This is a genomic window from Mycobacterium sp. 050128 (assembly GCF_036409155.1).
Lineage (GTDB): Bacteria > Actinomycetota > Actinomycetes > Mycobacteriales > Mycobacteriaceae > Mycobacterium.
Genome location: NZ_JAZGLW010000001.1, coordinates 597,768 through 612,403 on the forward strand (window position 1 = coordinate 597,768; position 14,636 = coordinate 612,403).

The following is a 14,636-nucleotide window of genomic DNA, read 5'->3' on the forward strand; positions in this document are numbered from 1 at the left end:
AACTCCCTTTCCCCTTGCGGGTTTAGTAGCTATTAGGCCAAATCCTCAACGGACGCAGATTCGTTGCGGGACAAGTTGATTCCCAGGTTCGCGGCAGCGCGCTCCAGGTCCTCGTCCTCACCCTCACGCAGTTCGATCGCCGCACCATCCGACGACAGAACCTCAACGTTGAGGCACAGCGACTGCAGTTCCTTGAGCAACACCTTGAACGACTCGGGGATACCCGGCTCGGGGATGTTCTCGCCCTTGACGATCGCCTCGTACACCTTGACCCGCCCGACGGTGTCGTCGGACTTGATGGTCAACAGCTCCTGCAGCGTGTACGCGGCACCGTAGGCCTGCATGGCCCAGCACTCCATCTCACCGAATCGCTGCCCACCGAACTGCGCCTTACCACCCAACGGCTGCTGGGTGATCATCGAGTACGGACCGGTAGACCGGGCGTGGATCTTGTCGTCCACCAGGTGGTGCAGCTTCATGATGTACATGTAGCCAACGGTCACCGGGTACGGGAACGGCTCCCCACTGCGGCCATCGAACAGCCTCGCCTTGCCGTCTGCGTTCACCATGACGTCGCCGTCGCGGTTGGGCAGCGTGCAGGACAGCAGCCCCTGCAGCTCCTCCTCCTTGGCACCGTCGAACACCGGAGTCGACACCGTCTGGTCGGGCTGCGCGTGCCGCAGGCCTTCCGGCAGGTTCGCCGCCCATTCGGGGGAACCCTCGATGTTCCAGCCCGCCTTGGCAACCCACCCGAGGTGGGTCTCCAGGATCTGGCCGATGTTCATCCGTCGCGGCACACCGTGGGTGTTCAGGATGATGTCCACGGGGGTGCCGTCCGGCATGAACGGCATGTCTTCGACGGGCAGGATCTTGCCGATGACGCCCTTGTTGCCGTGGCGTCCGGCGAGCTTGTCACCGTCGGAGATCTTGCGCTTCTGGGCCACGTAGACGCGGACCAGCTCGTTGACACCGGCGGGCAGTTCGTCGTCGTCCTCGCGCGAGAACACCCGAATGCCGATCACCTTGCCGGACTCACCGTGCGGCACCTTCAGCGAGGTGTCGCGGACCTCGCGGGCCTTCTCACCGAAGATCGCCCGCAGCAGCCGCTCTTCCGGCGTCAGCTCGGTCTCACCCTTCGGGGTGACCTTGCCGACCAGGATGTCGCCGTCACGAACCTCGGCACCGATCCGCACGATGCCGCGCTCGTCCAAGTCGGCGAGCACCTCGTCGGAGACGTTCGGGATGTCCCGGGTGATCTCCTCGGCGCCCAGCTTGGTGTCGCGGGCATCGATCTCGTGCTCCTCGATGTGGATCGAGGTGAGCACGTCCTCCTCAACCAGGCGGTTGGAGAGGATGATCGCGTCCTCGTAGTTGTGGCCTTCCCACGGCATGACCGCCACCAGCAGGTTCTTGCCGAGCGCCATCTCACCGTTCTCGGTGCACGGACCGTCGGCGATCACCTGGCCGGCCTCGACGCGGTCTCCCGCGTCGACGATCGGCGACTGGTTGGCGCAGGTGCCGTGGTTGGACCGGGCGAACTTGCGCATCCGGTAGGTGTGCCGGGTGCCGTCGTCGGCCATCACGGTGATGTAGTCGGCGGACACCTCCTCGATGACGCCGGCCTTCTCGGCCACCACCACGTCGCCGGCGTCGATCGCGGCGCGCAGCTCCATACCGGTACCGACCAGCGGCGCCTCACTGCGCACCAGCGGAACCGCCTGGCGCTGCATGTTGGCACCCATCAGGGCACGGTTGGCGTCGTCGTGCTCGAGGAACGGAATCATGGCCGTGGCCACCGACACCATCTGGCGCGGCGACACGTCCATGTAGTCGACCTCGGACGAGGGCACGTACTCGACCTCGCCCGCCTTTCGGCGAACCAGAACGCGCGACTCCTCGAAGCGGCCGTCGGCGTCGATCGGCGAGTTGGCCTGCGCCACGACGTGGCGGTCCTCCTCGTCGGCGGTCAGGTAGTCGATCTGGTCACTGACCACACCGTCGACCACCTTGCGGTACGGCGTCTCGATGAACCCGAACGGGTTGACGCGCGCGTACACCGACAGCGACCCGATCAGACCGATGTTCGGCCCCTCAGGGGTCTCGATCGGACACATCCGGCCGTAGTGCGACGGGTGCACGTCACGAACCTCGAGGCCCGCGCGCTCACGCGACAGACCGCCCGGCCCGAGCGCCGACAGGCGGCGCTTGTGGGTGAGGCCGGACAGCGGGTTGTTCTGGTCCATGAACTGGGACAGCTGGCTGGTGCCGAAGAACTCCTTGATCGCGGCGACGACCGGCCGGATGTTGATCAGGGTCTGCGGCGTGATGGCCTCGACGTCCTGCGTGGTCATCCGCTCGCGGACGACCCGCTCCATCCGGGACATACCGACCCGGATCTGGTTCTGGATCAGCTCACCGACGGTGCGCAGACGACGGTTGCCGAAGTGGTCGATGTCGTCGGTCTCCACCGGAACCTCGGTGCCGCCGGGAACCGTCATGCTCGGCTGGCCCTCGTGCAGGCGCACCAGGTACTCGATGGTGGCGACGACGTCCTCTTCGGTCAGCGTCGACGACGTGATCGGCTGGCCGGCGTTGAGCCCAAGCTTCTTGTTGACCTTGTAGCGGCCGACGCGGGCCAGGTCGTAGCGCTTCTCCTTGAAGAACAGGTTCTCCAGCAGGGTCTGCGCGGACTCCTTGGTCGGCGGCTCGCCCGGACGCAGCTTGCGGTAGATGTCCAGCAGCGCCTCGTCGGTGCCGGCGGTGTTGTCCTTCTCCAGCGTCGACATCATGATCTCGGAGAAGCCGAACCGCTCGTGAATCTGCTCGTTGGTCCAGCCGAGCGCCTTGAGCAGCACGGTGACCGGCTGGCGACGCTTGCGGTCGATGCGCACACCGACGGTGTCGCGCTTGTCGACGTCGAACTCCAGCCACGCACCGCGGCTCGGGATCACCTTGACGCTGTGCAGCAGCTTCTCGGTCGACTTGTCGATCGACTCGTCGAAGTACACACCGGGCGACCGGACCAGCTGGCTGACCACGACACGCTCGGTCCCGTTGATGATGAAGGTGCCTTTTTCGGTCATCATCGGGAAGTCACCCATGAAGACCGTCTGGCTCTTGATCTCACCGGTGTTGTTGTTGATGAACTCGGCCGTGACGAACAGCGGAGCCGCGTACGTCATGTCCTTGTCTTTGCACTCGTCCACCGGCGCCTTGACTTCGTCGAAGCGAGGGTCGGAGAACGACAGCGACATTGAGCCCGAGAAGTCCTCAATCGGCGACAACTCGTACAGCACCTCTTCGAGGCCACCGACCGGGTTGACGTCCCCGCGGCCGGAGGCAATCTCGCGCCAACGCGGCGAGCCGATCAACCACTCAAAGGAGTCGGTCTGCACGTCGAGAAGCCCCGGAACCTCGAGCGGTTCGCGAAGCTTGGCGAAAGATACTCGGTCAGGTGCTCCAGGCACGGAGTTGTTAGAACTAGAGGAGTCCGTCTTGCTCTGGCGAGAATCTGCCAAGATGCATCCTTCCAGCACCTCATGCGACTGACGAGAACCGGAGGCACCGGACCTGTTTCGCCGCAAATTGTTTCGGTTTAAGCCGGCGAACGAACTGCTCAAGCCTCACGCGCGCAACGAATAGCTGAACCGCAGAGGGGGCTCAGGCTAAGACCACGGTGTCAGGTGGCGGGTGAGGTGGGCAGGAAGTAGCCAGCGCAACGTCCAACAATAGCGCAGGCGCGCGCATTCCTCAACTACCCATCCAGGGGGGTCGACGCTGGCTGGCATCTCGAATTTCCCGTGGGTACATTCTGCCCAACAGATTGACCTGTGCACGCCTTTTCGTCAAGAGGAACGGGCGGCAAGTTGTTACCGAATTCCGCGGGCCGCGGCTTCCAGCACGCACGACCAGGCCCGACCACGGCAAGCCGTGCCGATCGGGCCTGGGGATCAGCGGGTTGTCAGTCGCCGAACTCGTGCGCTTGGTACTTGTGGGTGCCCTCGAGGTCGTCGAGGATCGCCGTCTGTGCCTTCTTGGGGAGGGTGTGCAGCATCTCGCGCACCCGGGCCTGACGCCGTGCCACCGCTTTGCGTTCCGGCATGCCGGGTGTCGCGACGATCTGCGGCGGTACGCCCTCGATCTCCTCGGTGCCGCCGGAGTGGTGACCCGCATCGACCATGGCTTGCTCTTCGGCCATGGTCGCCTCGTCCTTCTCTTCGGACATGCCGATCGGCCCGATGCGGCGGCCGTTGAGGAACTGGCGCACCACCGGCTCATCGCTGGTCAGCAACACCTCGCGCGGGCCGAACATGACCAGGTGCTTGCGGAACAGCATGCCGATGTTGTCCGGCACGGTGCGGGCGACGCTGATGTTGTGCGTCACGATCAGAATGGTCGCGTCGATCTGGGCGTTGATGTCGAGGATCAGCTGGCTCAGGTAGGCGGTACGGACCGGGTCCAGACCCGAGTCGGGCTCGTCGCAGAGAATGATCTGCGGGTCCAGCACCAGGGCGCGGGCCAGGCCGGCACGCTTGCGCATACCACCGGAGATCTCGCCGGGGAACTTCCGCTCGTCACCGCCGAGACCCACCAATTCGAGCTTCTCCATGACGATGTCACGGATCTCGCCTTCCTTTTTCTTGGTGTGCTCGCGCAGCGGGAAGGCGGTGTTGTCATAGAGATTCATCGAACCGAACAACGCGCCGTCCTGGAACAAAACCCCGAACAACGTGCGGATCTCGTAGAGCTCCTTGGCCGAGCACTCGATGATGTCGGTGCCATCGATGACAATCGAGCCACGTTCCGGACGAAGGAGGCCGATCAAGGACTTCAAAAACACGGACTTACCGGTACCCGACGGGCCCAGCAAAACGCTGACCTCCCCAGAAGGGATATCGAGGGTCACGTCTTCCCAAATCCTCGACGATCCGAAGGACTTGGTTAGACCGCTGACCTCAATAGCGACGCCCATAGGGAATCCTTCCGTCGACGCATGCTGCCACCTGCCCCTTTGTGTGGCATGAGTCACTGTAGCGCACGCCTGGGACCACACAGCATGGTTGCACAGCACCGCAGCGAAAAATTCGCCGACCTGAGACCCACCCCTACAGGCAGGCTAATGGCCCTGGCAGCGGCCGTAAAGCGGTCAACTGGTCGGCGCCCAGTTACCGTGGAAGCCCATCGGTACGCGCTGCGGCAAGTGCACGGTCGCAATCGTCTCCAGGGTCTGGGCGTCCAGCATCAGCAATTGCCCCTCGTCCCGGCCACGGTGATACGCGTAACCCATCAATACGCCGTCATCCTCGGCACGCTCCCCCGAACCGTTCGCAGGGTTGGGCACAAAGCACATCTCGCCGAGTAAAAGGCCCGGTTCCAGCGCCGCGACGCTGCTCGAGCCGGTCACGTAGTCGTGCTTGTAGAACGCCGAGGTCATCTCGGTCGCGCCACCGGACAGGTAGCCGCCGTCCAACCCGACGGCGTAGCCGAACCGGTGCCGGCCGCCCAGCAACGACTCGTCGATGCGCGGAAACTCCTGCGGACGGTCGTCGCGGCGCTCGGTGGCGACCGCACCCGTGGTCAGGTTGATCGTCCAGCGATCCAGCACGGGCCGGCTGTCGCCCGGACCGCGCAGGTCGCGGTCGAACATCCGCGAGTAACTGACCACGTCGAGCACCAGGACCTCTGCGCCGTCGCGCATTTCCGAGTAGGCGTTCAGCGGGTGGTACACGTAGCAGGGTTCGATGTCGAACCAGCGCACCGGGGCTTTTCCGGCGGCATTGCCGCCGGTTTCGCGGGGCATTACTCCGATGCGCGCCGGATAGCTGTCCTTCCAGCTGTAGGGCATCCGATTCATCGGCTGCCGATTGTTGTTCATCGCCGTCATCACCGGATTGGGGATCCGGACCCGGCCGAGCAGCGACTGCACCACCAGGCGGGCCGGCGAACTCAGCCAGCGCGGCACGCTGGCCGGCAAGATCTGCATCGGGTCGAACGTCACCGGCAGGTCATAGATCACCACGTACTTATCGGTCAGGGAGAAGTCGTGCATCATCGGCGACCCGCTGACTTCGATGTCGACGGTGCGCCGTGCCTGGCCGTCGGTATCGATCACCGAGTACTGCACGGTGCGCCCGCGTCCGAAGGAATAGGAAACGGCGTGCAGTTCTCCGGTGTGCGGATCGCGGTGCGGGTGGGCGGTGTAGCCACCGAACAGGGTGCCGCCGAAATCGCAGGGCCCGACGGTGTCCAGCTCGTCGGTGAGCTCGTAGTTGGCACCGCCGCCTTCGACGAGAGCCAGCGTCCGCCCGGCATGGGTGAGCACGTTGGTGTTGGGGCCGACCGACAGCATCCCGGCGCGCGGGTTGAGCCCCTTGGGCTCGGCCTCGCCGAGCGCGGCGCACGCGGGCGGGGTACGGACCCAGCGGTTGCGGTACCAGCAGGCCTTGCCGTCGCGCAGCGCCACCCCGTGCACCATCGCGTCGCCGGTGAACCAGTGGTAGGTGGCCGGGTCCACCTCCGCGGCCGGGTTGGGCCCGTTACGCAGGTAGCGCCCGTCGAGGTGCTCCGGGATGTGCCCGGTGACCTGCAAGTCGGTAGCGGTCACTTCGGCGCCGACCGGCGCCAGGAAGCCTTCGAGGTAGGGGTTCTCGGATTTGGTTGTCTGCGTTGAAGTCATTTGCTGAACTCCTATAACATTGATATTTCAGCGTTATTGAGACGCTACGCCCGCGATGAGAAGATGGCAAGGCCGCGGCAGAGATGGTTGGAGAGATGACTTCGGAAATTCGGCGCAGTGTTCGCGACGAGATGCTGCTCGCTGCGGTCGGCCTGCTCGACGAGCACGGGCCCGACGCCCTGCAAACCCGCAAGGTGGCGGGTGCGGCGGGGACCTCGACGATGTCGGTGTACACCCACTTCGGCGGGATGCGCGCGTTGATCGAAGCGGTCGCCGAGGAAGGGTTGCGGCAGTTCGACCAGGCCCAAACGGTGCCGCAGACCGCCGACCCGGTCGCCGATCTGTTCGTCACCGGCGCCGCCTACCGCCGCTACGCCATCGAGCGCCCACACATGTACCGCCTGATGTTCGGCAGCACCAGCGCGCACGGCATCAACGCGCCGGCCGGCAATGTTCTGACGCTCACGGTCGCCGAGATCGAGCAGCACCACCCGAGCTTCGCGCATGTGGTGCGGGTGGTGCGCCGATGCATGCAGGCCGGCCGGATCACCGTGGGTGGCGCGGACGACGACGCGTCCGTCGTGGCCACCGCGGCCCAGTTCTGGGCGTTGATCCACGGGTTCGTGATGCTGGAGTTGGCCGGGTACTACGGCGACGACGGATCGGCGATCGCCCCGGTGCTCAACGCGATGACGTCGAATCTGCTTGTCGCCCTGGGCGATACAGCCGAGCGGGTGGCACAGTCAGTGCGGTCTGCGTTTCCCGACTGAACACACGAAACCCCCGGGACCCGTGTTAACAGGCTCCCGGGGGTTTGCGCGAGTTGAACTACTTGACCGTGACCGTAGCGCCGGCGGCCTCGAGCTTGCCCTTGGCCTCCTCGGCGGCTTCCTTGGCGACCTTCTCCAGCAACGGCTTGGGTGCGCCGTCGACCAGGTCCTTGGCCTCTTTGAGGCCCAGGCCGGAGACGATCTCGCGGACGACCTTGATGACGCCGATCTTCTTGTCTCCGGCAGCCTCGAGGATGACGTCGAACTCCGACTGCTCCTCGGCGGCCTCGGCGGGCGCACCACCGGCGGCGGCGCCACCGGCAGCGGCAACGGCGACCGGGGCGGCCGCGGTGACCTCGAAGGTCTCCTCAAACTTCTTCACGAAGTCCGAGAGCTCGAGCAGGGTCATTTCCTTGAAGACGTCGAGCAGGTCATCGGTGGAGATTTTTGCCATGGTGTGGGTCCTTCCTAGTTTGGATTTTTGGGTTATTCGGCGTCAGCCGGTGTCTCGGCGGGTGCTTCTGCCTCGGCGGGTGCTTCCGAAGCGGCTGCCTCGGGAGCGGGTTCTGCGGCCGGAGCCGCTGCGGCAGCCGGGTCGGCCGCCTTCTTCTCTTGCAGGGCGGCCGCGAGGCGGGCGAACTGCGAAACCGGCGCGTTGAACAGGCCGGCAGCCTTGGCGAGGTTGCCCTTCATGGCACCGGCCAGCTTGGCCAGCAGCACCTCGCGCGATTCCAGGTCGGCGATCCGCTCGACCTCGGCCACCGTCAGCGGGTGGCCATCCATGTAGCCACCCTTAATTACCAGCGCCTTGTTCTCCTTGGCGAAGGTCTTGATGGCCTTGGCGGCGTCGACCGGTTCGCCGCTGACGAACGCGATGGCCGTCGGGCCCGCGAACAGCTCGTCGAGACCCTCGATCCCGGCTTCGGTCGCTGCCCGCTTGATCAGCGTGTTCTTGGCCACGGTGTAGGTGGCCGAACCCGCCAGCGAGCGGCGCAGCTCGGCCAGGTTGGCGACGGTCAAGCCGCGGTACTCGGTGATGACGGTCGCGGTCGAGGCGCTGAACTGCTCGACAATGTCCGCTACGGCGGTGGCCTTGTCGGCTTTGGCCATGCATAACCTCCTCGTTAGAAGTGTCTTCTGCGCTTCCCCCGAGGAACGACGAACGCCCCGGCGCAGGAAGCGGCACGGGGCGTTGAAATACACCGGCGCGAGCGCCGGCGGTAATGCCTCGTCCTCCTGCGTGGGCCGCCGGGATGTTCCCGGACCTTCAACCGATTGCTCGGTGACCGACGGTCTTCGGTGGATCGGCACCAAGGATAGCGTGACAACAGCCGGTCGGCCAAAACGGCGGATCTCAGGTGACGGCGACGCTCAGCAGAGCAAATGCACCGGCAGCATGTGCAGCGGGCTCCACCCTGTGCAGCGCAACGCGGTTGGCTAGGCCCCCGCGAGCCGGGCCGCGCCGATCAGGCCGGCCTCGCCGCCTAGCTCGGCGGGTACCAACCGCAATCCGGCCAGGAAATCCAGCCCGGCGTAGTCGGCCAGCACCGCGTGCAACGGGTCGAACAACACGCGGCCGGACTTTGCGACTCCTCCCCCGATGACGACGAGGTCCAGGTCGCAGACCGCCGCCACCGAAGCGATCATCGCCGCGAGCCCGGTGGCGCCCCGGCGGAATGCGCGCAGCGCTATCGCATCCCCATCGGCCGCAGCGGCGGCCAGCTCGCGAGCGCCGGCGACAGGCGGCGCCGACCATCCGTTGGCCCGTGCCCAGCGCACCATCCACGGACCTGACGCGACTGTCTCGACGCACCCGCGGCCCCCGCACGCGCAGCGCTCACCGCCCTCTTCGACCACCACGTGACCGACATGCCCGGCATTGCCGGTACGCCCGGTGTACGGCGCGCCGTTGAGTACCAATCCGCCCCCGACGCCGGTCGACACCACCATGGCCAACAGAAAGCCCGCGCCCCGACCCGCGCCCTGCCAATGCTCTCCCAGGGCCATGCACAATCCGTCACCGCCGAGGCGCACCGGCACCCCTGGCACCGCCGCCACGACCCGGTCCCGTAACGGAAAGTGTTGCCAGCCTTTGATATTGATCGGGCTGACGGTTCCGCTGCGCAGGTCGATGGGCCCGGCCGACGCGATTCCCACCGCGCCGACCGCACCGCCGGCCGCCGCTAGGGCCTCGGCGATCATGGCGGCGACGACCTCCCAGACCTGTTCGGCCGAGCCGCCCGGCGGGGTCGGCCGGGTCGCGTTGTACACCAGCGCGCCGTTGGGATCCACAAGCCCCGCAGCGATTTTCGTGCCGCCGATGTCCAGACCGAGAGTAAGCATGGCCGATCAGTGCCGATGGGTGTTGTCGGGTTGGCGGGGGTCACCGGGATGCTCGTAGCCGGGTGCGAGCACGACCAGCGCGGCGCGGCGCTCGTCCAGCCACAGCCGGAAGGCGCGACGACACGCGGCGCCGCGCAGATGCTCGGCGACCGCGGAGCGCACCTGTACCAGCGGCGGCCCGAGACCCGACGGCGCGCGCCAGCCGTGGCGGTCGGGGCTCGCCGCGGCGAACCGCAGCGGATTGCGGGCGTGATAGTCGGCCACCTGTAGATCGCTGACTCGGACCGCGGCCGTCACGTCGACGAACAGCGCTCGCGCCCGCGGATCCGCCAGCGTCGCCGCGGCCACACTGCCGATCTCCAGCCGGGCCGTCACGTCGGGCAGCAACTCGGCCTCGGTCGGCGCGTCGTTGACGCTCAATCCGCGGGTAGCCACCTCGGCGGCGACCACGCGTTCGGTCACCAGAAGTTGCGTGAGCCAGCGCCGCAGTTGGCGGCCCTCGCTGGTGCCGCGGGCAGGCAGCGCCGCCGCGTGTGGGCCGTCGCGCAATCGCGCCTCGGCCGCGTCGACCTCCTCAACCGCGACGGGCGCGCCCGCGACGGTGGCCACCGGCGGCACGCTCATGTCACGGTCACCTGCACCGCCGGCGAGTAGACCAGGCGTCCGGCGCAGCCCACCCGGATCAGGGCCCACCACTGGCCGGGTTCCAGCCACGCGGGTGGGCTGACGTCGAAGCCGAACTCGACGGTCCTGCGGGCCGGCAGCAGCGCACCGACCGAGGCCGGGCCGATCCATTCCCAGGTGCCCCAGGGGCTGATCAGATGGGCCTCGGCCGATAGGTCCGCCGCGGCATGGCTGCCGATCGTCACGGCCAGCCGGGTCGTCTGCCCGGCGCGCATCGTGATCTCGTCAGGCCCGTCGACGAGGTAGACCAGCTCGGTGTCCTGGTCCGCACCGATTTCGACGATGCTCACGTCCTCGACGGTCTGGTGCCAGGCGGCCGGGAGGTTGTCCCCGGCGATGCGCAGCTGCGCCCGGATCGGGTACTGGCCGGGCGCAGCTGCGGCCGGGATCGTCAGCACTACGTCGGCCTCCCGGTGCTCGCCGCTGCCGAGCCGCAGCGGCAGCTCGGCGGGCGTCGCGGACCAGCCGTCCGGGCACGCCAGCGCGACCACGCCGTGCAGCTCGGTGTCGGTGCAGTCACTGGCCGCGGTGAGCCGCAGCGTCAGCTCATCGCCCGGCTCGGCGGTCGCCCGCTGCGGGTGCAGGTGCGCGACGGCCGGCAGTCCGCCCAGCGGCGCGGGCCCGCGATTGTGCAGCCAGTAGCGCGCGTACAGCGGCTGGGCGTTCTCGGCTTCCGGGGCCAGCGCGGCGGGCTCATCGAATGCCTTGGGGATCTTGAGCCGGGCCAGCACGGTGGCGACCTGGTAGCCGTGCAGCTGGATCGACCGCTGGCGTCCGTGCGGTGTCTCCAGCAGGTCAGCGAGCTGTAGCGAGCCCACCTTGCCGATCGCGGAACCGATCGACACCCGAGTGTGGGCGCCGGTCGATTCGACCAGCCGCACTGCCACCGCGGCGGGGTCGACGGGCTCGGCGCGACCGGCTGTGAGCGGGTTGCCGGCCGCCTTGAACGCGCCGACGTGCACGGTATCGGCGGGCTCGATGTGCAGCAGCGACCCGGTGGAGGCCAGCTTGCCTCGCCGCCGATCGGGGAAGACGGCGCGCAGCGGATGGGAGAACTGCGCGCTGCGGCTGGGGATGCCGACGTGCCGCCAGTCGCCGTCCCCGCCGGTCAGCGCGTAGTCGAAGTGGTGTGTCCAGTGCTGCAGTTGGAAGTTCGACCCGTCGGGCGCGGTGCGGCGTGGTTCGTCGATCCAAGTGCCGGACGGCCAGCCGGTGCAGGACCGCAACAGCGCGGTGTGCAGCGTGCCTTCGCTGTCGACGGCGAAGCTCGGCACGCCGCGGTTGAGCAACGCGACCGTGCGGGATTCGAAGGGTTCCACGCCAGCGGCCGCGCGCTGTTTGACGACGATCTCGGCATCATCGAGATCGTCTGCCACCGAGGCTATTTCGGCGTTGAGACGCTTCTCATCGGTGCCGTCGATCACCAGCACGGGCAGCGCACGCACCCCGCTCAGGTCGGCTCCGGGCACCCAGGCCGCCGCCAATGCCGTCGCCGCGGGCACCCACACCCTGGCTCGGCCCCGCTTCGACAGCTGGCGCGCGAATTCCTCGGCGTATTCCGGATCGGCTTCGGCGAGTACCGCTTTGGTGAAGGCGTTGCGGTCGGGGCCGCCCAGCGCAATGCGGACGTCGGGCAGGTTGGAGTCGACCGCGAGGTTGCCGTAGCGCGGCCTGTCGGCGCCACTGCAGGTGGCCGTCACGCCGGCGCGGACCAGGGCGACCATCAGCTCGCGCGCCAGTGGTCCGGATGACGCTTCCGACGGCGACACCACCTCGGCCACAGATAACGCGCGAATATCGTTATCTCCCAATCTAACCCGCGCAGCCGACGATAGACCGAACCAGCTGTAGGCCGGGTTATCCAACGTCCACGGCAAGTGCTCGGTGTCCACCGAGCGAGGTCCGTCGTGCAGCAACGCGAAACCGCGGCCGACGACGGCGTCGCCCACCTCGCTGACCGGCATGGCACCTGGCACCGGACACGGCCAGCGCAGCCGCAGCAGGCGATCCGCACCGGTGAATTCGTCTATCGTGGTGCGGCAGTCCACCCGCGCTACGCCGTTCCACAGCGTCAATGTCTGTGTATAGCACAGCAATTCGCCAATCCGGCCGTGCACGACGAGCCGCTGACCGAGCGGTCCTCGGTAAGCCTGCACCTGCGCCGGCGATTCGGACGAGCCCACCACCGGCCCCTTGGGCAGCAGATGCCAAGGGCCCTCGCCCTGCGTCGGGTGGGCCGGGTATTCGTCGTAGACGGCGAGCTCGTTGCCCACCCGCCCATCCGCGATCAGCTCGCGGCCATCCTGAACCAACGACACCACCGCGCCGCCCCGGGCCGGGTCGACCGCCAACCGGTAGTGCTCGTTTTCGATTTCGCATCCGGGCACCGCCTCCCAGCCGGTCGCCTCCTGGGCGGGAGCCAGCCGGTAGGCCCGCCAGCCCAGCGACGGGACGTCACGGGCCAGCCAAGTGACCGACCGCCCGTCGTGCTCAACCATTGTGGGCAGCTCGGCACCGTCGACGTCGTGCACCCGCACCCCCGCGGCCAGCGGCGGATCAACCCGTGCGGTGACGATGTCGGTGCGCCGCTGCGTCAGCGAATTCCAGACGACCACGTCACCGGCCTGAGAACTCAACGCGCCCGACAGCAGCGCCAGGGAGTTGTCGCGGGCCGCGCGACCCAGTTCCCACGCGTCGCGCCAACCGGTCAGCAGATCGAGGTAGACCTGGTCGGATTCCGAGCCGGTGATCGCGTCGTGGTGCGCGCCGTAGGCCAGCTGCACCCACGCCTTGGCCAGCGCGGCCTGCGGGTAGTCGGCGCCGGTCATCAGCGCGGCGAACACCGCGTAACGCTCGGCGTCCAGCACCGCGTTTTCGGCGGCGCGGTTCGCCTGTTTGGTGTCGATGTAGGAGACGTCCTTGCCGGTGTAGATCGGGTTCATGTCGCGCGTCTGCGGGGACGGCACCGACCCTCGCTCGTCCAGCTCGGCGCGCACCGCCGCGAAGAACTCCTTCGGCAGCGCGCACACGAATCGCGGCCAGGTGTAGCGCGCGGCCCAGTCGCGGTGGATTTCGGTGACCCACTTGTTCGGCGGGGTGTAGTCGGTGCCCACCGGCAACAGCACGTTGCGGGTCAACGCGACCCTCTTGAGCTGGTCGAACACCGCATACGTGGCGTCTTGCGCCGCGGCCAGCGACGCCGCCGAATCCATCCCCCAGCCCGCCCCGTAATGCGCCGGCATGTAGTGCGTGAGCAGGCCGCGCCCGGAGGGGGAAATCCACTCGAACTCGCTGCAGAACTGCATGCCCTCGACACCGCCGGAGTGGGTCGGTCCCCACTGGTGGTGTGGTCCGCGGGCCCACGAACTCGACGTCAGCCCGGCATCGGCGGCCATCCCGGGGAACTGCGGGTCGTGGCCGAACACGTCGAGCTGCCATGCCGTCGCCGGATCGGCGCCCAGCACATCACGTTGAAAACCAATGCCGTGCACCAGGTTTCGGATCGTCGTTTCCGGACTGGTGAGGTTGGTGTTGGGTTCGTTGTAGGTGCCGCCCATGATCTCGACCCGGCCTTCGGCGATGAAGCGGCGCAGGTCGGCGCGGTCCTCGGGGTGAGTGTCCCAGTACGGCTTGAGGTAGTCCACCTCGGCCAGCACGAATTTGTACTCGGGCTCGCGGCGGGCCATTTCCAGATGCGCGTGCACCAATTCGAAACCGTTGGTCTGCCGACCTTTGCCCGGCGGGTCTTCTCGCCATTCACTGGTGTAGGCGCCCTGCGTGTTCCACCACACCGGGTCGTAGTGGAAGTGGCTGACCATGAACATCGTCCAGCCCGGCTCGGCCACGGTGAACTCGAACTCAACACTGGTGTCGCCGGCGTGCGCCCGGGCGGGTCGCCGCTCACCCACGGTCGGGCGCCGCACGGTCACCGCAATCTCGACGGCCTCGTCGCCAACCTCGGCGATCGCCTCACCGTGCAGACCGTCACCGTCGATGCGGAGCGGCGTCGGCTCGGTCACCCCCTCGACGGCGACACGGGCCAGCTGTATCGGCGTGTTCTGCGGTCCAACGAACAGTTCGGTCGACTGCGCCGAAACCAGCTGCATGCCCGCACCTTAACGCGCGACGGCCCGGCGCCGAGGGTTAAGCCGTCGGCGTAGCGC

At 67.4% G+C, this 14,636-nt stretch carries 9 protein-coding genes; 1 reads left to right on the top strand and 8 read right to left on the bottom strand.

Annotated features, from left to right (window positions below; all coding sequences use genetic code 11):
• Positions 1-32: 32 nt before the first annotated feature.
• The 3 genes from rpoB to SKC41_RS02905 form a co-directional block, all read right to left on the bottom strand.
• A complete protein-coding gene (gene rpoB, locus SKC41_RS02895) occupies positions 33-3,518 on the bottom strand; it encodes a DNA-directed RNA polymerase subunit beta (RefSeq protein WP_442931547.1) in 3,486 nt (1,161 codons plus the stop codon).
• Between the two features lie 443 nt (positions 3,519-3,961).
• Positions 3,962-4,972 (bottom strand): ABC transporter ATP-binding protein, encoded by a 1,011-nt coding sequence (locus SKC41_RS02900; RefSeq protein ID WP_090600281.1) that lies wholly within the window; start codon positions 4,970-4,972, stop codon positions 3,962-3,964.
• Between the two features lie 174 nt (positions 4,973-5,146).
• Positions 5,147-6,676 carry a carotenoid oxygenase family protein gene (locus SKC41_RS02905; RefSeq protein ID WP_330976237.1) on the bottom strand — a complete coding sequence of 510 codons (1,530 nt, stop codon included), beginning with the start codon at positions 6,674-6,676 and terminating at the stop codon, positions 5,147-5,149.
• Between the two features lie 95 nt (positions 6,677-6,771).
• Here SKC41_RS02905 and SKC41_RS02910 point away from each other — a divergent pair, with 95 nt between their 5' ends.
• Positions 6,772-7,446 (top strand): TetR/AcrR family transcriptional regulator, encoded by a 675-nt coding sequence (locus SKC41_RS02910; protein WP_330976238.1) that lies wholly within the window; start codon positions 6,772-6,774, stop codon positions 7,444-7,446.
• Between the two features lie 58 nt (positions 7,447-7,504).
• Here SKC41_RS02910 and rplL read toward each other — a convergent pair whose 3' ends face one another.
• From rplL to SKC41_RS02935, 5 genes are all read right to left on the bottom strand, one after another.
• Positions 7,505-7,900, bottom strand: a complete 396-nt coding sequence (gene rplL / locus SKC41_RS02915; protein ID WP_085222909.1) for a 50S ribosomal protein L7/L12 — start codon at positions 7,898-7,900, stop codon at positions 7,505-7,507.
• A gap of 32 nt (positions 7,901-7,932) precedes the next feature.
• Positions 7,933-8,556, bottom strand: coding sequence for a 50S ribosomal protein L10 (rplJ, locus tag SKC41_RS02920; protein WP_096284707.1), 624 nt, complete (start codon positions 8,554-8,556; stop codon positions 7,933-7,935).
• Positions 8,557-8,883: 327 nt separating this feature from the next.
• Positions 8,884-9,789: an ROK family protein gene (locus SKC41_RS02925; RefSeq protein ID WP_330976239.1), complete on the bottom strand. Its 906-nt coding sequence runs from the start codon at positions 9,787-9,789 to the stop codon at positions 8,884-8,886.
• 6 nt (positions 9,790-9,795) lie between these two features.
• Entirely contained in the window at positions 9,796-10,413 is a 618-nt protein-coding gene (locus tag SKC41_RS02930) for a DUF7158 domain-containing protein (RefSeq protein ID WP_330976240.1), read from the bottom strand.
• Positions 10,410-14,579 carry an NEW3 domain-containing protein gene (locus SKC41_RS02935; RefSeq protein WP_330976241.1) on the bottom strand — a complete coding sequence of 1,390 codons (4,170 nt, stop codon included), beginning with the start codon at positions 14,577-14,579 and terminating at the stop codon, positions 10,410-10,412. Before SKC41_RS02935 ends, SKC41_RS02930 begins: the two co-directional genes overlap by 4 nt.
• Positions 14,580-14,636: the final 57 nt, after the last annotated feature.